This window comes from Amycolatopsis sp. NPDC039088, assembly GCF_055598845.1.
Genome location: NZ_JBVKAE010000002.1, coordinates 113,475 through 130,819, shown reverse-complemented (window position 1 = coordinate 130,819; position 17,345 = coordinate 113,475). Strand labels below are relative to the sequence as shown.

Sequence of the window (17,345 nt, the reverse complement as noted above, 5' to 3'; positions counted from 1 at the left end):
GTTGGGGGGGGGGGGGGGGGGGGGGGGGGGGGGGGGGGGGGGGGGGGGGGGGGGGGGGGGGGGGGGGGGGGGGGGGGGTTGGGTGCCCACCCCCCCCCCCCCCCCCCACGACCACCCCGACTCACACCTCACCCGTCACCCCTGTCACACCAGCACCACCACTAAACCCCCATACCGGGCGAAACGTACAGACCGGACACGGAAACGTCCTTTGTGGACGGCCCTGGACGTCCCAGCTCCTGCCGCGTGCACCACCAGCCACGTCAACCTCACACGCAACGATTCACCTACCAACCCGAATCGCCACTCACGACCAACACGACCGACGCGGCCCTGCACCTTCTCCCCTCGCTCTCCCGGTTATCCACAACCGCCTGTCCTCGGACCCCGTTTGTCCACAGATCTCGCCAGTGTCCTCCACGGTGGCTGTTCAGCGGCGATCGTCGAAGTGTGCCCATCCACAAACGCTGGTCGGAGGACTCGATCCCGACCGCCCAACGCCCGAGTTGGCCGATTCTCCTTGAGGAACAGCATGGAATCGTCAACACCAGCCAACTTCGCGCATACGGTCACACCGTCGCCGATATCGAAGCCAATCTCGAAGCCGGACGATGGCAACGAGTGCTTCCGCGCGTTTATGCGACATTCACCGGCGAACTCTCCCGGTCGGCGAGAATTCACGCCGCCCTGAGGTACGGCGGCGGCCACGCGATCTTGAGCCACCGCACAGCCGCCGAAGAGTGGGGGCTGCTGCCCATCATCGAGGGGCCGGTCGAGATCACCGTCCCGTACACGTTCTCGGCGGTTTCCTGCCCACCGCTGGTGATCGTGCACCGATCGCGAGCCCTGCCATATATCGCTGTCGGCACGACGCCACCAAGGTCCCGTGTCACGGACACGATCGTCGATCTGGCCACCTCGCAGAGAAACCCGAAAATGGCGACCAACACCGTCGTCGATCTCGTCAGCCGAAGCAAGGTCTCGTTGACGGCGATGGAGGAATGCGTGTTCTTCCGGCCACCGTTCCGCTACCGGCCGGCGATCCGGTACGGCCTCGCCCTGCTCGGTGGCGGGCTGATGTCGGCGCTCGAGGTGGAGTACAAGGAATCCGTCGAGGACCACCATGGCCTGCCCCAAGGCAGCAGGCAGACGCCGTTCGAGGTGAAGGGAAAGATCTTGTGGGAGGACGTCACCTATGACCCGCATGGTGCCGCGGTGACGGTCAGGCTCGACGGCCGCGCCACGCACGCCATGGCGGATGTCGCCTTCCGGGATCGGAAGCGGGACAACGCCGCGGAGCTCGCCGGGCGGGCACGACTCGTCTACGGATGGCATGACGTGCGGACAGCTCCGTGCGAGGTGGCAGCGGAGGTCCGCGCCGTCCTCGTCCGGGAAGGCTGGGACCCGACCGGCGGTCGCGCGATGACGTGCCCGAAGTGCGGCAAGTGAGTCGTGGGGGGGGGGGGGGGGGGGGGGGGGGGGGGGGGAGAAAACAACCCCCCCCCCCCCCCCCCACGACCCGGCTCGCTTTCGTCAGCCCTGGACGAACTTCGCCGCCAGGCCCTCCCCCACGGACGTCGCCTTGTCGTGGTTCTCGATCGGCGACACCTTCGAGTTCTTGAAGCAGATGTAGGTCACGCCCGAGTCGACGCCGCCGTTCTTCGGGTCCGGGTTGATGCCCAGTGCCTTCGCGGTCGCGTAGGACGCCTCGCCGATGATGTCGTTCGGGCCCGTGTCACCGATGACGGTGTAGAGCACCTTGTTGTTGTAGATCACCGCGCACGAGCCGGCGCCCTTGAGGCCGGACTTCTCGAAGTTCCACGTGCCGCTGATGCTCGGCACGACGATGTAGGGCGTCTGGTCGGCGATCAGGGCCTTGCCGTCGGAGCGCGGGTACGCGGTGCCGTCCTGGAACCACGGGTCGGTGGTCTTGTTGCACCGCGCGGTCGGCTGCCCGTCGCAGTCGATGTCCATGTCGGCCTTCCAGAACACGGCGCCGCCCGCGTCGCAGACCGCGACGGTCCGCCCGGTTTCGTCGTCGGTCTTGTACTTGCCGTTCGAGATCTGCTTGCAGCTGGCGGTCTTCGCGAGCAACTGCTGCGCGGTCGGACCGGCCTGGACCGAGACCGGCGCCGGTGAAGCCGCGGCCATCGCCGCGGGGGTCAGTCCTGCGGCCAGCACCATCGTCGAGAACAGGAGCAATTTCCGCATGCCGTGCACCCCTTAGTTAATAAGACTTCCTTACAGAGGATGCTCAGGATGCCGCCGCACACGACCGGACTCAAGGGCTGTCGGGGTGTTGTTTTCCCACTACCCCAAGGAAACCGGTCAAAACTGGGCAAGCCTGGCGACGCGCGCCATGAACCTTCCCGCTCGGCGGTACAGGCCGTCCCGGTCACCGAGCACGCCGTCGATCCACTCCTGATCGACGTCGTGCCGGACCTCGGTCCGCGGCCGCAGCCAGCCGTCACGCGACGCCGCGCCGCCTTCGGTCGTGTAGACCCTCGTCGCGCCGGAACACCGGAGCCGTTTGAGCACCCGCCGGTCGTAGGCGCCGAACGGCGGCGCGTACGACCGCACGGGTTTGCCGCTCAGATCGGCGAGGAGTTTCGGCGCCGCTTCGAGTTCGCGGCGCGCGCGCCTGCCGTCGAGCCGCCGCCAGTCGCGGTGCTCCCAGCCGTGCGAACCGATCGACATCCCGGCGTCGACCAGCTTCCGAAGACCTTCGGCGTCGATGAAGCCCCGCTGGCCGATGCGGCCGGCCAGCGGGAAGAACTCCGCCGTCAGCTCGCGTTCGACCAGTCGCGGCAGGGCGATCTCGACGTCGGAGGAGTTGCCGTCGTCGAAGGTCAGGCCGACGTCTTCACGTCCGGCCACCGCGTCCAGTACCCGTTCGAACTGGTCGACGGTCACCCACGATTCGTTTTCGCCTGGATCCAGCGCGCGCACGGGCTTGCCCACGCCGCCAATCGCCAGGATCACCATCGCGCCTCATTCGGGACCGAGTCAGTCAGTTTCCCGATTAATCGCGTTGGCGAATGGAGTAGTTACATGATCCCGCAAGGTGTCCACGAACGGATTACTTGCGGATCTCCAGGGTGCAGCACTTCGGACCGCCGCCCGCCTTCCTGAGCTCGGAGATGTCCACGAAGACCGGCTCGTAGCCGCGTTCGGTGAGCCGCGCGGCCAATCCGGTCGCTTCGACCGGCAGGACGACGTTGCGGCCGTCGGAAACCCCGTTCAGCCCAAAGCACTCGGCGTCGGCCCGATCCGCGATTACCGCGTCCGGGAACATCCGCTCGAGCACCTTCCGCGACCCTGCGGAGAACGCCTCCGGGTAGTAGGCGATCTGCGCGGGCGTGGTGTCGGTGGCCTCGGCGAGGACGAACAGCGCGGTGTCGAGGTGGTAGTAGCTCGGGTCGATCAGCCGCAGCGAGACGACGGGCACACCGAGGACCTCCTGCGCTTCGGCGTGCGCGGCGGGGTCGGTCCGGAAACCGGTGCCGGCGAGCAGGACCTTGCCGGTCCAGGCGAAGTCGCCTTCGGCCTCGTTGATCTTCTCGGGCATGGTGATGTCGCGGTAGCCGTGCTCGACGAACCAGCGGCGGAAGTGCTCGGCCTCGGCGGTGCGCTGCGGGGCGCGGAAGCGGGAGCCGAGGACGCGGCCGTCGACGACAGTGCCGGAGTTCGCGGCGAACACCATGTCGGGCAGGCCGGGCTGGGCGTCGATCTCCTCGACGGTGTGGCCGAGGCGTCGGTAGGTGTCACGGAGTTCGGTCCATTGCGCCATCGCGGTGTCGACGCTGACCGGGACGGTCGGGTCCATCCAGGGGTTGATGACGTAATCCACCGCGAAGTACCGCGGCGGGCACATGAGGTAGCGGCGCGTCGTGGGCACACGGGGCTGCTCTAGTACCGGCATACACGAAGGGTATGGCGCACCTAATTCCGCAATCAATCGCTGTTCGCTGCGCGTATACCTGCTAAACATTGCGTGTGAACACCATCGACCAGCGAATCGTTTCATGTCTGATGGCCAACGCGAGGTCCAGCTACGCCGACATCGGGAAAGTCGTCGGTCTTTCCGCGCCCGCGGTGAAGCGGCGGGTGGACAGACTGCTCGAAACCGGCGTTCTGCGCGGCTTCACCGCGGTCGTCGACCCCGAGGCGCTCGGCTGGGGGACGGAGGCGTTCGTGGAGGTCACGTGCAACGGCAACATCACCCCGGCCCGGATCCGGGCCCGGCTGGAGCCGTTGCCGGAGGTCGTCGCCGCCTACACCGTGTCCGGCGCGGCGGACGCGATCGTCCACCTGCGCGCGTCGGACATCCACCACCTCGAGACCGCGCTGGAGCGGCTGCGCGGACTGGAGATCGTCGACCGGACCGTCTCCACCGTCGTTCTTTCCCGGCTACTGGAGCGCCCGCCGACGCCCGAGGCGTGAAACCCTCGACGCGTGACCGATCAGATCCGCTCCAGCCATGACGGCGGCGTCGCCGTGCTCACCATCGACGCGCCCGCGACCCGCAACGCGCTGACCCTCGACCTGTCCGCCCAACTGGCCGACGCCGTCGCGCGCGCCGAAGCCGACGAGAGCGTCCACGCTGTGGTCGTCACCGGTGCGCCACCGGCCTTTTGCGCGGGCGCGGACCTCGACACCCTCGCCGCCGCGCGGGAGGACGGGCTCCGCGCGATCTACGACGGTTTCCTCTCCGTCGCCCGCTGTTCCCTGCCGACGATCGCGGCGGTCGGCGGCGCCGCGGTCGGCGCCGGATTGAACCTCGCGCTCGCCGCGGACGTCCGCATCGTGGGACCGCGGGCGAAATTCGTGGCCAGATTTCTCGACTTGGGCATCCATCCCGGCGGCGGGATGACGTGGATGATCCAGCGGCTCGCCGGCCCGCAGAAGGCGGCCGCGATGACGCTCTTCGGGGAAGTCGTCGGCGCCGAAGCCGCTGTCGAAGCCGGACTCGCGCTCCGCCTCGTCGAAGGAGATCTGGTCGAGGCCGCCCGTGAGCTGGCACGACCCGCCGTCGAGGCGCCGCGTGACGTCCTCCTCGCGACGAAGCGCACGCTTCGGCACACCGCCGCGCTGACCGACCATTCGGCGGCCGTCGACGCCGAGATCGAACCGCAGCTGGCGTCGCTCACCGCGCCGGCGTTCGCCGAACGACTGGCCGGGTTGCGGGCTTCGCTGTCCAAGCGCTCGTCCAACCGCTGATCGCTTCTCGACCGGACTTCACTACGCTTGAAGGAGATACGGCTCACAATGGAGGCGGATCGCTAACCGTTACCATCGGTAACAGATAAACCGGATAATCCCCGCTCAGCGACGAGCTCAGGCCACTCAAGAAGTAGGTCCAGGCCATTTCTGGGGCACCCTGGGAAGTGTGCCGAGGACTAGCCTCGGGACATGACACCTGTGACCTGGCCGACATCGCCGGGCGAGGCACGCCGATCTCCGGCTTGGCCGGGGACGACGCACGTCGGGAGAGAGGGAATCCCTGACCTATGAGCACGAGTGCGAACGGCAACGGCTCCTTGTCGGCCGTACGGCCCACCGAGGTCGCCAAGCTGGACCGGGTGGTCATCCGGTTCGCGGGTGACTCCGGTGACGGCATGCAGCTGACAGGCGACAGGTTCACCTCGGAGGCGGCGGCCTTCGGCAACGACCTGTCGACCATGCCGAACTTCCCCGCGGAGATCCGCGCGCCACAGGGCACCATCCCCGGCGTCTCGAGCTTTCAGGTGCACTTCGCCGACTACGACATCCTGACGCCGGGCGACCGGCCGGACGTCCTGGTCGCGATGAACCCCGCGGCGCTCAAGGCGAACCTCGCCGACGTCCCGCAAGGTGGGACGATCATCCTCAACACCGACGAGTTCACGAAGCGGAATCTGGTCAAGGTCGGTTACGACAACGACCCGCTCGACGACGACACCCTTTCGGCCTATCAAGTCCACCGGGTCGCGATGTCGACGTTGACCAGAGGCGCGCTCGAAGCAACCGGACTGTCCAAAAAGGACGCCGAACGCGCGAAGAACATGTTCGCGCTCGGGCTGCTCTCCTGGATGTACCACCGGCCGACCGAGGGCACCGAACGATTCCTGCGCGAGAAGTTCGCGAAGAAGTCCGACATCGCCGAAGCCAACATCCTCGCCTTCCGGGCGGGCTGGAACTACGGCGAGACCACGGAGTCGTTCGCGACCACGTACGAGGTCGCGCCCGCGAAGCTGAACCAGGGCACCTACCGCCAGATCACCGGGAACACCGCGCTGGCATACGGGCTGGTCGCCGCCGGGCAGCAGTCGGGCCTGCAGATCCTGCTCGGCACGTACCCGATCACCCCGGCGTCGGACATCCTCCACGAGCTCTCCAAGCACAAGAACTACGGCATCCTCACCTTCCAGGCCGAAGACGAGATCGCCGGTATCGGCGCGGCCCTCGGCGCCTCCTACGGCGGCGCGCTGGGGGTCACCTCGACCTCCGGACCCGGTGTCGCGCTGAAATCCGAAGCCATCGGCCTCGCCGTGATGACGGAACTGCCGCTGGTCGTGATCGACGTCCAGCGCGGCGGCCCGTCCACCGGGCTGCCGACCAAGACCGAACAAGCCGATCTGCTGCAGGCGATGTTCGGCCGCAACGGCGAATCGCCGGTCCCGATCGTCGCGCCACTGTCCCCCGCGGACTGCTTCGATGCGGCGCTGGAGGCCACCCGGATCGCGCTGAAGTACCGCACCCCGGTCTTCCTGCTGTCGGACGGCGCGATCGCGAACGGCTCGGAGCCGTGGCTGATCCCGGACGTCGAGAACCTGCCGGACCTGCGGGTGGAATTCGCCACCGAGCCGAATGCCGAAGACGGTTCCGGGGAATTCTGGCCGTATGTCCGCGATCCCGAGACCCTCGCCCGCGCGTGGGCCGTGCCGGGCGCGGCCGGTCTGCAGCACCGCATCGGCGGGCTGGAGAAGGCCGACAAGACCGGGCACATCTCCTACGACCCCGACAACCACGACAAGATGGTCCGCCTGCGGCAGGCCAAGATCGACGGCATCGACGTCCCCGACCTCGTCGTCGACGACCCGAGCGGCGGCAAGGCCAGGGTCCTCGCGCTCGGCTGGGGCTCCTCCTACGGGCCGATCGGCGCCGCGTGCCGCCGGGTCCGCAAGGAGGGCATGCCGATCGCGCAGGCGCATCTGCGGCACCTCAACCCGTTCCCGGGCAATCTCGGTGACGTGCTCCGTTCGTACGACACCGTGGTCGTCCCTGAAATGAATCTCGGCCAGTTGTCGATGCTCTTGAGGGCGAAGTACCTCGTGGATGTGAAGTCGTACACGAAGGTCGCCGGGATGGCGTTCAAGGCCGAGGAGCTGCAAGGCGTGTTCACGGAGATCATCACCAGTACGGAGGCGGCGAAGTGACCGCGATTGATCTGGGGATTCCCACCCTCGGCGGCTTGGACCTCGTGCCAACCGAAACCGAACCGCAGAAGGCGAAGGACTACAAGTCGGACCAGGAGGTCCGCTGGTGTCCCGGCTGCGGCGACTACGTCGTGCTCAACGCCGTGCAGTCGTTCCTGCCGACGCTCGGCCTCAAACGCGAGAACATCGTGTTCATCTCGGGGATCGGCTGCTCTTCCCGGTTCCCGTACTACCTGAACACCTACGGCATGCACTCGATCCACGGCCGCGCGCCGTCGATCGCGACCGGGCTCGCGACCGCCCGCCCGGATCTGTCGGTGTGGGTCGTCACCGGTGACGGCGACGCGCTGTCCATCGGCGGCAACCACCTGATCCACGCGTTGCGGCGCAACGTGAACATCAAGATCCTGCTGTTCAACAACCGGATCTACGGGCTCACCAAGGGCCAGTACTCGCCGACGTCCGGGCCGGGCATGGTCACCAAGTCCACCCCGATGGGCTCGGTCGACACCCCGTTCAACCCGCTGTCGCTGGCGATCGGCGCCGAGGCGTCGTTCGTGGGCCGCGCGCTCGACTCCGACCGCAAGGGCCTGACCGAGGTGCTGGAGGCCGCCGCGAAGCACCGGGGATCGGCGCTGGTGGAGATCTACCAGAACTGCCCGATCTTCAACGACGGCGCGTTCGAGGTCCTCAAGGACAAGGACGAAGCCGCCAGCAGGCTCATCCCGCTGCGGACCGGCGAGCCGATCAGGTTCGGCCCGCAGAGCGAATTCGGCGTCACGCGCAGCGGCTGGGGCGGCCTCGAGGTCGGGAAGGTCGCGAACATCGGCGAGGAGAACCTCATCGTGCACGATCCGACGATCGAGGACACCGCGTACGCGTTCGCGCTGTCGCGGATCGGCGACCAGAACCTGAACCACGTGCCGACCGGCATCCTGCGGCAGGTCGAGCGGCCCACCTACGACGACCAGGCGCGGGCCCAGGTCGCGGAGGCACAGGCGGCCCGCAAGCCGGATCTGCAGGGACTGCTGCGCGGCAAGGACACCTGGACCGTTGTTTAAGGTCGCGCGCTGACGAAAGCGCGCCGAAGGGGCGTCGTTTCGCCTTCACCTCGCGGTGAGTGCGGAGGGCGCCCCTTCATCGCGTTTTCGTGGGCCTTCGGCCCAAAAGAGGGCGCGCGACGTGAAGTCTCCGTCGGGCGCGGGGCGCCCTTGGAGAGACCTTGCGGTCGCTACCCTGTGGTCGCGTTCCTCAGGCCAGGGGACGGAAGCCCACCCGCTCGGCGTCGGTGGCGGTGCGGAACCAGACCTCGGCGACCATCTTCGGGAACTGAGGCGAGTCCTCGGTGCAGTACCGCAGTGCCGTGACGCTGGCCTTGACCCCGAAGTCGTCGGCGGGGCGGCCACCGCCTGGCCGCGGCATCGCCGAACCGGGACCGAACGGGCCCGGCGGAACGGACTCCACCGCGGGCGCGACCTGCCGCGCGGGCGGGGGTTCCGGGGCGGGCATCGCGTCACCGGGCTGGACGGCGGGCTCGAACAGCGAGCCGCTCTGCCCACCGGACAGGTCCGGTTCACGGCGTTCGATGGCCCGCATCGACGGCTGGATCGGCTGCGGCGGCTCGAAACCGCCGCGGACCGTGCCCCGCGGCGTGCGTTTGGGCAACACCTGGGTGGCTTCGGCGGGCGTCTCGGGCTCCGAGTCGAGGAGACCGGCCTTCGCTTCTTCGTCGGAACCGAAGGCGTACGCGGGCGGCTCCTGCAGCTCTTCTTCCCGCTCGAACCAGTTGGTCTCGACGGGCGGCTGTTCGTTGTCCACGCGCGAAGCGGGGCTGAACAGCGAGACCGGCTCGGGCTGCGTCTCCGTGCCCTCGGGATCCAGCTGCATCTCCAGGCGGGACCGGTACGGTCCGTCACCCGGCGACGGCTGAGACTCGGGCTGCGGCTCGAATTCGGGCTCGACGTCCAGCTTCGACGCGGGCTGGAGGTACTCGGTCGCCGCGGCGGCGTACGGGTTCTCCGGCTCGGGTTCGAGCTCGGCCGGGGTCGCCGGGATGAACTGCGTCCGCTCGGCGGGCTCCGGCTCCGCTTCGGGCGCGGTGCGGTACTCGGCCTCGTATTCCTCTTCGGGCTCGAAGGTCCGCGTCGGCTCCGGCTGCCTCTCCTCGAAGGACTGCCGCTCCTCGACGAGGTCCTCCTGGACGTCCTCGACAGGCTCGGGCGCCTTCTCCTCGACCGGTTCGGACCACGGCCGCGCGGGCTCGCGCTCGGTGAGGGTCTCGGGATAAGCGGGCTTCGGCTCCTCGGCGGCCGCGAACTCCTCGTCCAGCTCGTCGTGCGACGGCTTCGTGAAGTACGCGGTCCCGCCGGCGGCCGCCGCGGCCCCCGCGCCGAGGCTCACCCCGGCCGGCACCCGTGACGTCTCGGCGTGCGCGGTGGCCAGCGAGCTTTCCAGCTCACGGATGCGCTTGCGCGCCGGGAGCACCAGTACCAGCCAGGTGAGCAGCGCCCCGACGACGAACGCCAGCAGACTCCACAGCCAAACCTGTCCGAAAATGGACATCTATCCTGCCCCTTGTCAATGCGTTCGCGCGACGAGGTAGTCGGCGACCGATTCGCAGGCGTCCCGGGCGGGCGACGCGGGCAGCGCAGCGAGCTCGGCACGCGCCCGCCGAGCGTAGTCGGAAAGGGTTTCGCGTGCGCGTTCGAGTCCGGACGAGGCCCGCAGCAGGTCCAGGGCCTCGGCGACGAGCTTGTCGTCGGAGATCGGGCCGGACAGCAGCTCGACCAGACGCGGGTCGGTGGCCGGATCGGCCAGCGCGTACAGCATCGGAAGGGTCCTGACGCCTTCGCGCAGGTCCGTGCCCTGCGCCTTGCCGAGCTCGGCCGAGGGCGACGCGATGTCGATGACGTCGTCGGAGATCTGGAACGCCGTCCCGATGATGTCGCCGAAGCGGCGAAGCGCGTCGATGTGCTCGTCGGCCGCGCCGGACATCATCCCGCCGAAGCGGCCGGAGGTGGCGATCAGCGAACCGGTCTTCTGCGCGATGACCGTGAGGTAGTGCTCGACCGCGTCGTCGCCGTCGGCAGGGCCGACCGTCTCGCGCATCTGACCGGTGACCAGTTCGCCGAAGGTCTCGGCGATGATCCGGGCGGCGTCCGTGCCGAGGTCCGCGACCAGCCGCGAGGCGTGCGCGAACAGGAAGTCGCCGGTCAGGATCGCGATGGTGTTGTCCCAGCGGGCGTTGACGCTCTCCGCGCCGCGGCGCATCGTCGCCTCGTCCATCACGTCGTCGTGGTACAGCGTCGCGAGGTGCACCAGCTCGACCGCCGCGGCGGCGATGACCACCTGGTCGCCCTGCTTCGGCCCGAACTGCGAAGCGAGCAGCGTGAACAGCGGACGGAAACGTTTGCCCCCCGCTTCGACCAGGTGCGATGCGGCGTCCTCGACGGCCTTGACGTCACTGCGGACGACCTCGCGGAGCAGGGTCTCGACCTCGGCGAGACCGGTCGCGAGGGTGCGCAGGAGCTGCTCGTCGGCGATCTGGAGCCCCACGGACGCGCGCAGGTCCTCGATGGCACCACCTGGGGCAGGTGAAGACACAGACACGTCGGCTCCGCTCTCTTTGACACCGGTTCGGGATTGCTTCCAGCGTAGTGGCTACCCGCTCGCCCCTGTTGGGGCGCTGTCCAGGGGAAACGGTGACGAATATGACACCCCCGCCGAGTATCCTGCCGCTCTTGGCACGAACTGGGGACAAGACATGACCACACCGGACGATTCCGGCGAAAGACCGGCGTGGGCACCGCCCGCCGAAGACCATCAGGAGCAGCGTTCGACGGTCTGGATCACCGTGATCCTGTTCGTCGTGTTCATGGCGGTGATGGTGCTCGTGGCCGCCCTCGTGGTGGGCGGCCTGAAGGAGTCGAAGGCGGGTGCCGTCCAGACCCGGCAGCCTGCCGTCCCGCCGACGTCGGCGCCCGCGTCGTCCGCTCCGCCCGCCACACGGCAGGAGGTGCCGGTCCGCAAACTCGAGACGGCGGCCAATCCGCTCGTCGCTCCCGGGGTGGCGATGCCGAAGGTGACCTGCGAACTGCCCAAGCTCCGCGGCACGAAGGAGCAGCTGGAGGCGTTCTACCTGGCTCTGATCCCTTGTCTGGAGCGGGCATGGCATCCCGTCCTGACCCAGGTCGGCGAGCCGCGGATCCCGGTCGCGGTGAACCTCCACGACGTCTCGAACACCGCCTGCGGCCCGCCTCCACCAGCCTCGGAGGCCATGGGCTTCTACTGCTCGGACGACAAGACGATCTTCTTACCGTTGCCGAGGCAGCTCGAAGACGGCGGTCCCGAACTGCTGAGCCAGCTGTTCCTGCTCGCCCATGAGTACGGACATCACGTCCAGGAGCAGTCCGGCATCCTCCGGAAACACGACACGCTCTACCGCGAGGCGGACGGCGACCGGCCGAAGATCCTCGACCTGAGCAGGCGGCTCGAACTACAGGCCGACTGCTTCAGTGCGCTGTTCCTCGCCAACGCCGCCGGCCGCGGTTCGATCACCGCCGGGCTGGTCGCGCCGCTTGGACAAGCCGGGTCCGAAGGCGTGGACAGCGAAACCCATGGCTCGGCGAAGAACGCCGCGTTGTGGCAGAAGCGCGGCCTGAAAGCCAAGGACACTTCGGCCTGCAACACCTTCGCGGCCCCGCCCGCCGAGGTCTCCTGAGCCTCTGAGGTCAGCGGCGGCGGATCTTGATGTCGTCCATGCAGGTCGCCTTGCCCGCGACGTCGCGATACGGGTAGCCCTTCGCGTCCAGCAGCTCCATGACCTTCAGCTCGGCCTCGTCGAGCACCTCGCGCTCTTCCTCGCCGCGCAAGGTGACGCGGAAGGCGAAGGCGCCGAGGTGGGCGCTGTAGGTGAGCAGGCCGTCCTCGGTGAACCCGATCGCCTGGTGGTTTTCCAGCTCGGCAAGGAGCCGGGCGCGGGTCTCGGCGTCGGGATGGTCGAACTTGCCGTTGACGAGGACGCGGTAGGTCGACATGCGACCGAATATACAGGCCTGTATCCGAATACGAACCTGAATATCCAACGGGTGTCCATGATCCACGGACGAGTGAAACGACCGTCACGCACGCAACGGGCGAATCCGACACGCAGATAGTGATGACAAAAGGGAAGAACGGCCGCTCCGGGCTCGCTCTCCAACACGTGAGGAGGAAGCGATGCGCATCACCATCGCAAGTCGGGCCGGCCTCGTCGGTGCACTGCTGCTGGCGGGTATCGGCGTCGGAGTGACCCCTGCCGCCGCGGCCAACCCCGCGGGCGTCGCGTCGCTCGGGTCCGCCGCCTTCACCAAGGCCGGGCAGACGCCGGTCGCGATCTCGTCGCTGGCCGACTGCGCGGTCGAGGGACCGACGGCCAACTCGTCCGGGGTCGTGTCCAAGACCGGGATCACGTTCGGTGGCGGCACGTCCACGTGCACGACCACGGTCGTCGACCCCGCGAACGACGTGACCACGACGAAGTCGGAAGCCAAAGGGCAGAACTTCGAGTTGTCGGCGCTGGTCTCGTCGAGCGGACCGCGCATCAAGATCCAGTCCTACTCGGTCAGCTGCACGGCGACCCAGAACAACACGAACGCCACCTGGTCCTACGGCGGCGCGACCGGGCTCGGCGCCCTGCCGTCGCCGGTGCCGGTCGGCTACGTCAAGCCGATCACCAAGTCCAACGGGACCCTGCTCGCCGAGGCGATCTTCAACGAACAGGCCTTGCCCGGCGACGGCAGCATCGGGCTGACCATGCTGCGGATCAAATTCGCCCCGGCCTCGAACATCACCGGCGAGGTGATCGTCGGCCGCGCGGCCTGCTCCCCCACGCCATAACCATCACGCCGGGAGAGGGGCGTCCGGGGTCGTCCCGGACGCCCTTTTCTGTATTGGCTTATATAAGCATAGGCTGATACTTTGTCGGTAACCGAGCCGAGGAGGACTCCCATGGTCGACGTGACCAGCCAGATCGACTCCGTCCAGCGCAAGGTGGGCAAACGTGTGGTCGAAGCGGGTGAGGCGTCGACGGTCACCGTCAGCCAGGTCTACGACACCGATCTGGACGACCTTTGGGACGCCTGCACCAACCCCGAACGCATCCCGCGCTGGTTCCTGCCGGTCACCGGCGAACTGCGGGTCGGCGGCAAGTACCAGCTCGAAGGCAACGCGGGCGGGACCGTCGAACGCTGCGATCCCCCGAAGAGTTTCGCCGCGACCTGGGAGTACGGCGGCGACGTCAGCTGGATCGAGGTCCGGCTGAGCGCCGAACCCGACGGGCGCACCCGGTTCGAACTCGACCACACCGCCGTCCCCAACGAACACTGGAACCAATTCGGCCCAGGCGCGGTCGGCATCGGCTGGGACATGACCCTGAACGGGCTCGCGCTGCACCTCGAATCCGGTGAGGCCAACGATCCCGAGGCGGCCATGGCCTGGATGGTGAGCGACGAGGGCACGCGATTCATGACCCTGAGCAGCGAGGCCTGGTACGAGGCGGACGTCGCCGGCGGGACCGACGCGGACACCGCCCGCACCCGGGCCGACGCCACGTTGGCCGCCTACACCGCGCCGCCGGAGAGCTGAAGGTCTTCGGCGAGTTCCGGCGCGCGAAGCAGGTCGATGAGTTCGTCGTCCGACCGGAAAACGGCGCGCGCGCCCGGCATCCCCGCCTGCCGGAGCATCGCGTGGAGGACGTCGGCGTGCGGCTGGTCGAGCAGGGTCCAGACCATCGCGCGCCGCTTTTCCTCGTCCCCCAGTGCGCGTGCGGTCCACCAGCCCATGACGAGCGCGCCCACCTGATTGACCGCCGTTTCCCGCCCGCGCGCCAGTTGCGCCCGGTTCAGCCCGCACACCTTGATCGTCTGTTCGCCTTTTTCGGTCAGGGCGCGGTAAGTCCCGATCGACAGCACCAGGAACAGATGCTCCAGCGGGTCTTCGGCGGTCGGGTCGATCAGCAGGCTGTTGCCTTCGTCGTCGACCGGGAACAGGTCGCGTTTGTGGTGGCTGTTGCAGTACTCGCAAGCGAGCAGGTGGTTGAGCCAGTCGAACGCGCGCCCGGGATTCCGCGCGATCGGCTCGAAATGGTCCACAGTGGACCCGAGGCCGTCGCCGCAGTACATGCAGTAGCCGCGGCCGGCGGCCATGGCGTCCAAGCCTGCCCGCAAAGAACGCCGTACGGCACGGGAAACCCGCCACAACCGTCGTGCTTCTTTGCTGTCACCCGGCGGAATCCGCGCTGTCAGCTCTTCGAGATCGGCCACCAGCCTGCCCGGCAGCGCGATCCGGCGGATCCCGATCACCGATCGTCGGCCTCGAACCGCCTGGACACCTCGTCCACCCGGCTCGGTGGCGAGCTGCTCAGCATGCCCCGCAGACGTTCCCATTCCCGGACGCCGTTCGCGTCCGCCCGCCCGGAAGCCACCTGGAATTCGAGCTCGGCGAGATGTTCGCGTAGCTCGACGGCCTGCGGCGAATAGGGCGTGTCCAGGCCGAAGAGGTCGGAAAGCACGGCGTCGTCGCCGGTGCCGAACACGACCCGTTCGTACAGCTCCTCTGAGACCACCCGCGGCGGGACTTCTTCGTCGGGCCCGGAAAGCCGGATGAGCCCGCCGGGATCGGCGGCCTGGCAGACATAGGGACTGTGCGTGGTCACGATGAACTGGATGCGCGGAAAGTGCGCCTTGAACCACGGCCCCATGCGTTTCTGCCACGACACGTGGAGATGCGCGTCCACCTCGTCGATGATCACGACCCCGGGACTCTCGTGGTCGAGGCCCGCGCTGTCGAGTTGTTTGAGCAGGTCGACCACGAGCGCCGTCACCGTACGGTAGCCGTCGCTCATCTCGCGCAGCGGGAACCGATCGCCCCGGTATTCGACCCAGAGCCCGTCCGAATCGACGTCGCGGATCCGGTAGCCGCCGGGCAAGAGACCGTCCCCGAGGATCTCCAGCGCCGCGTCCTTCAGCTCGCGGGCGCCTGCTTTTCCTTCCAGGGCACGGAGATGTTGATTGATCAGCCAGGTGACGCCCTCGGCGAGCGAGGCGTCTTCGTGGAACAGGCTCGCCATCCGCGCCAGCGATCCGGCGCCACGCATCCAGGACTCGGCCTCACCGCTGCCGCCCGCGAGCCGCCGGAAGGGGCCATAGGCCGCGCAGAACGGCTGACCAGGCGGGAGACCGGAGATCGGCAGCAGCCCGGAATCGAGCCAGCGGACCTCGACCGGCGCCGGACCTTCCTCGCGCATCACCGACAGCTCGATGGACCCGTTCGTCGACCCCGTCGAGATCCAGCTCGCGGCGTCCGACAGCAGCCCCCACGCCACGTCCGGCGCCGCCGCGACCGCGATGGCGCGCAGCAGCGAGGTCTTGCCGGAACCGTTCCGCCCGGCGAGCACCACCCAGCCGGGGCCGGGAAGGCGCAGGTCCACGGCACGGGCACCGCTGAACCCGCGGATGTTCTCCAGCCGGACCCGCTCGATGTACATGGGGAAAGCTTACGACGGCACGGACCTCACCTGGTCGCCCGAAAGTGGGTGGCCATCACCAGTTCCATCACGGCGTGTGCCTTGGCGACGTCCACGACCGGGATCACCCTCGATCGGTCCCAGTCGTCGATCCCCCGCTCCCGTTCGGACGAAACCTGCAGCCGAACATGCCCACGCGAGTCGAGGTCGCCGAAAGGTGAGACATAAATGAGCAGTTCGCTGTCATCCTTGTTGCGCAGGGTGACTCCCGGATTCCCGCTGAATGAGGTCTGGTGGTGGTCCTTGAAGGTGCGGTGTGGGTCCGCGAGCCACTCCCCCGGGGCGCCACCGTTCGCGGTGGCCCCGGCCTCGATCTGAAGGCGATGCAGTGGTTCGACGAAGTAGCAGGCGCCCGGCGTGGCGATCGGCTCGAACTCCGGCCCGAAGACCTTCTTGACCGCGTCGCGGAACACCGCGCATTCGACGTTCGGATCGGCCGCACCGGCGGCCAGGATCAGTTCGGCACCCGTGGGCACCTGCGCGTCGACGGCCGGATCGCAGTTCTCGCCCTTGCTGTTCGAGACCCAGTTCGCGCAGGCCCCGACCCGCGCGCTGTCCTGGCCGTCCGGTGGGTAGACGAGGTCGCGGGGGAGTTTGGCGGCACCGGCGGTGGCGAAGTCACGAAGGAGTTCGCAGTCCTTGCCACGACTGGCGCTGCCGATCTCGAACTTGACGGCCCGCAGGAAGCTGGCCGGAACCGTGATCGCGCAACCGCTGATCCCGCCCTCACGATGGGTTTCGATCTGGTAGGCCTTCACCCCGCCGAGGTCGACGACGGCTCCGTCGTTTCGGAGCGCCGTGTGACCCGGGTCCACATCACGGACCTCGATGATGTCGTAGCCCCCACGGAGCAACGTGCACTGTTTCCTGCCGTTCTTCACCTCCGCCTTCCGCTCGACGGGCCGGGTGTTGCCTGCCTTCCTGCGGTCGTAGGCGGCGAAGTCGATCAGCTCGCAGAAATCGAGTGCGGCCAGCGCGGCGTCCACGGCTCGTTCGTCACGGCCGGCGGGTCGAGGTTGTTTCGGCTGCCATTTCGGAAAGTGCGGCTGAGGCGGGGTCGGTACCACGGAATCCGTACAAGCCGCCAATAACCCGGCGAGCAGTGCAACAAGAATCACTCTTCGAAACTTCATTACGCGGAGTATGCGAACTCGCGGTGGCATCCACCAGCAGAAAGCCCTTCTATCGACGCACAACCACCCGAATGGTTTTCACCGATAGTCACCAGAGACGCGAGCGCTATTCAGTGGGGAACGGAACTTTATGCAGACGTGCTCGGCTGGCGGGGAACCCTGGTAATCTTCCCGGCGTCGGATTACGCAGGGTGCATCGGGGTGGAGCGCCTTGTAGCCACGGGAGGGGCA

17 protein-coding genes are annotated in these 17,345 nt (G+C 68.0%); 8 read left to right on the top strand and 9 right to left on the bottom strand.

The genetic code is table 11. The features are described 5' to 3' along the window. Nucleotides 1-450: 450 nt before the first annotated feature. Complete coding sequence (locus tag ACZ7KI_RS02950) at nucleotides 451-1,449, top strand: hypothetical protein (protein WP_470271554.1); 999 nt, start codon at nucleotides 451-453, stop codon at nucleotides 1,447-1,449. 84 nt (nucleotides 1,450-1,533) lie between these two features. Here the strand turns inward: ACZ7KI_RS02950 and ACZ7KI_RS02945 are convergent, their stop codons facing one another. From ACZ7KI_RS02945 to ddaH, 3 genes are all read right to left on the bottom strand, one after another. Beyond that, the gene (locus tag ACZ7KI_RS02945) at nucleotides 1,534-2,211 is read right to left on the bottom strand and encodes a glycoside hydrolase family 75 protein (protein WP_470271553.1); all 678 of its coding nucleotides are present in this window, start codon (nucleotides 2,209-2,211) and stop codon (nucleotides 1,534-1,536) included. A gap of 117 nt (nucleotides 2,212-2,328) precedes the next feature. Then, entirely contained in the window at nucleotides 2,329-2,985 is a 657-nt protein-coding gene (locus ACZ7KI_RS02940) for a polysaccharide deacetylase family protein (RefSeq protein WP_470271552.1), read from the bottom strand. 94 nt (nucleotides 2,986-3,079) lie between these two features. Continuing rightward, nucleotides 3,080-3,922 (bottom strand): dimethylargininase, encoded by an 843-nt coding sequence (gene ddaH, locus ACZ7KI_RS02935; protein ID WP_470271551.1) that lies wholly within the window; start codon nucleotides 3,920-3,922, stop codon nucleotides 3,080-3,082. A 74-nt stretch (nucleotides 3,923-3,996) separates the two neighbouring features. On the opposite strand from ddaH, the gene ACZ7KI_RS02930 reads away from it, so the two are divergent. The 4 genes from ACZ7KI_RS02930 (at nucleotide 3,997) to ACZ7KI_RS02915 (ending at nucleotide 8,479) form a co-directional block, all read left to right on the top strand. After that, nucleotides 3,997-4,443 (top strand): Lrp/AsnC family transcriptional regulator, encoded by a 447-nt coding sequence (locus ACZ7KI_RS02930; RefSeq protein WP_037308316.1) that lies wholly within the window; start codon nucleotides 3,997-3,999, stop codon nucleotides 4,441-4,443. 12 nt (nucleotides 4,444-4,455) lie between these two features. After that, nucleotides 4,456-5,220, top strand: a complete 765-nt coding sequence (locus tag ACZ7KI_RS02925; protein ID WP_470271550.1) for an enoyl-CoA hydratase — start codon at nucleotides 4,456-4,458, stop codon at nucleotides 5,218-5,220. Nucleotides 5,221-5,510: 290 nt separating this feature from the next. Next, nucleotides 5,511-7,418 (top strand): 2-oxoacid:acceptor oxidoreductase subunit alpha, encoded by a 1,908-nt coding sequence (locus tag ACZ7KI_RS02920; protein ID WP_470271549.1) that lies wholly within the window; start codon nucleotides 5,511-5,513, stop codon nucleotides 7,416-7,418. Then, nucleotides 7,415-8,479: a 2-oxoacid:ferredoxin oxidoreductase subunit beta gene (locus tag ACZ7KI_RS02915; protein WP_470271548.1), complete on the top strand. Its 1,065-nt coding sequence runs from the start codon at nucleotides 7,415-7,417 to the stop codon at nucleotides 8,477-8,479. Before ACZ7KI_RS02920 ends, ACZ7KI_RS02915 begins: the two co-directional genes overlap by 4 nt. 190 nt (nucleotides 8,480-8,669) lie before the next feature. On the opposite strand, the gene ACZ7KI_RS02910 is transcribed toward ACZ7KI_RS02915, so the two are convergent. After that, nucleotides 8,670-9,980 (bottom strand): sunset domain-containing protein, encoded by a 1,311-nt coding sequence (locus ACZ7KI_RS02910; RefSeq protein ID WP_470271547.1) that lies wholly within the window; start codon nucleotides 9,978-9,980, stop codon nucleotides 8,670-8,672. A 15-nt stretch (nucleotides 9,981-9,995) separates the two neighbouring features. Beyond that, nucleotides 9,996-11,021 carry a polyprenyl synthetase family protein gene (locus tag ACZ7KI_RS02905; protein ID WP_470271839.1) on the bottom strand — a complete coding sequence of 342 codons (1,026 nt, stop codon included), beginning with the start codon at nucleotides 11,019-11,021 and terminating at the stop codon, nucleotides 9,996-9,998. A 160-nt stretch (nucleotides 11,022-11,181) separates the two neighbouring features. Between ACZ7KI_RS02905 and ACZ7KI_RS02900 the strand changes: the two genes are divergently transcribed. Beyond that, the gene (locus ACZ7KI_RS02900; RefSeq protein ID WP_470271546.1) at nucleotides 11,182-12,138 is read left to right on the top strand and encodes a neutral zinc metallopeptidase; all 957 of its coding nucleotides are present in this window, start codon (nucleotides 11,182-11,184) and stop codon (nucleotides 12,136-12,138) included. A gap of 10 nt (nucleotides 12,139-12,148) precedes the next feature. Here ACZ7KI_RS02900 and ACZ7KI_RS02895 read toward each other — a convergent pair whose 3' ends face one another. Beyond that, a complete protein-coding gene (locus tag ACZ7KI_RS02895) occupies nucleotides 12,149-12,454 on the bottom strand; it encodes a DUF6204 family protein (RefSeq protein WP_470271545.1) in 306 nt (101 codons plus the stop codon). 181 nt (nucleotides 12,455-12,635) lie between these two features. Between ACZ7KI_RS02895 and ACZ7KI_RS02890 the strand changes: the two genes are divergently transcribed. Further along, the gene (locus ACZ7KI_RS02890) at nucleotides 12,636-13,295 is read left to right on the top strand and encodes a hypothetical protein (protein ID WP_470271544.1); all 660 of its coding nucleotides are present in this window, start codon (nucleotides 12,636-12,638) and stop codon (nucleotides 13,293-13,295) included. A 111-nt stretch (nucleotides 13,296-13,406) separates the two neighbouring features. Further along, a complete protein-coding gene (locus tag ACZ7KI_RS02885; protein ID WP_470271543.1) occupies nucleotides 13,407-14,042 on the top strand; it encodes an SRPBCC family protein in 636 nt (211 codons plus the stop codon). Here the strand turns inward: ACZ7KI_RS02885 and ACZ7KI_RS02880 are convergent. From ACZ7KI_RS02880 to ACZ7KI_RS02870, 3 genes are read right to left on the bottom strand one after another with little or no spacing between them, the layout of a single operon-like run. After that, nucleotides 14,018-14,758, bottom strand: a complete 741-nt coding sequence (locus ACZ7KI_RS02880) for an HNH endonuclease (protein ID WP_470271542.1) — start codon at nucleotides 14,756-14,758, stop codon at nucleotides 14,018-14,020. The genes ACZ7KI_RS02885 and ACZ7KI_RS02880 overlap by 25 nt on opposite strands. Continuing rightward, entirely contained in the window at nucleotides 14,755-15,942 is a 1,188-nt protein-coding gene (locus tag ACZ7KI_RS02875) for an AAA family ATPase (protein WP_465500712.1), read from the bottom strand. Before ACZ7KI_RS02875 ends, ACZ7KI_RS02880 begins: the two co-directional genes overlap by 4 nt. 26 nt (nucleotides 15,943-15,968) lie before the next feature. Further along, entirely contained in the window at nucleotides 15,969-16,967 is a 999-nt protein-coding gene (locus ACZ7KI_RS02870; protein WP_470271541.1) for a hypothetical protein, read from the bottom strand. Between the last annotated feature and the right edge of the window lie 378 nt (nucleotides 16,968-17,345).

Bases quoted from the DNA above. Each gene is read 5' to 3' on its own strand.
- ACZ7KI_RS02945 (WP_470271553.1), bottom strand. From the start codon at position 2,211: ATGCGGAAATTGCTCCTGTTCTCGACGATGGTGCTGGCCGCAGGACTG.
- ACZ7KI_RS02940 (WP_470271552.1), bottom strand. From the start codon at position 2,985: ATGGTGATCCTGGCGATTGGCGGCGTGGGCAAGCCCGTGCGCGCGCTG.
- ddaH (WP_470271551.1), bottom strand. From the start codon at position 3,922: ATGCCGGTACTAGAGCAGCCCCGTGTGCCCACGACGCGCCGCTACCTC.
- ACZ7KI_RS02920 (WP_470271549.1), top strand. From the start codon at position 5,511: ATGAGCACGAGTGCGAACGGCAACGGCTCCTTGTCGGCCGTACGGCCC.
- ACZ7KI_RS02910 (WP_470271547.1), bottom strand. From the start codon at position 9,980: ATGTCCATTTTCGGACAGGTTTGGCTGTGGAGTCTGCTGGCGTTCGTC.
- ACZ7KI_RS02900 (WP_470271546.1), top strand. From the start codon at position 11,182: ATGACCACACCGGACGATTCCGGCGAAAGACCGGCGTGGGCACCGCCC.
- ACZ7KI_RS02895 (WP_470271545.1), bottom strand. From the start codon at position 12,454: ATGTCGACCTACCGCGTCCTCGTCAACGGCAAGTTCGACCATCCCGAC.
- ACZ7KI_RS02890 (WP_470271544.1), top strand. From the start codon at position 12,636: ATGCGCATCACCATCGCAAGTCGGGCCGGCCTCGTCGGTGCACTGCTG.
- ACZ7KI_RS02885 (WP_470271543.1), top strand. From the start codon at position 13,407: ATGGTCGACGTGACCAGCCAGATCGACTCCGTCCAGCGCAAGGTGGGC.
- ACZ7KI_RS02875 (WP_465500712.1), bottom strand. From the start codon at position 15,942: ATGTACATCGAGCGGGTCCGGCTGGAGAACATCCGCGGGTTCAGCGGT.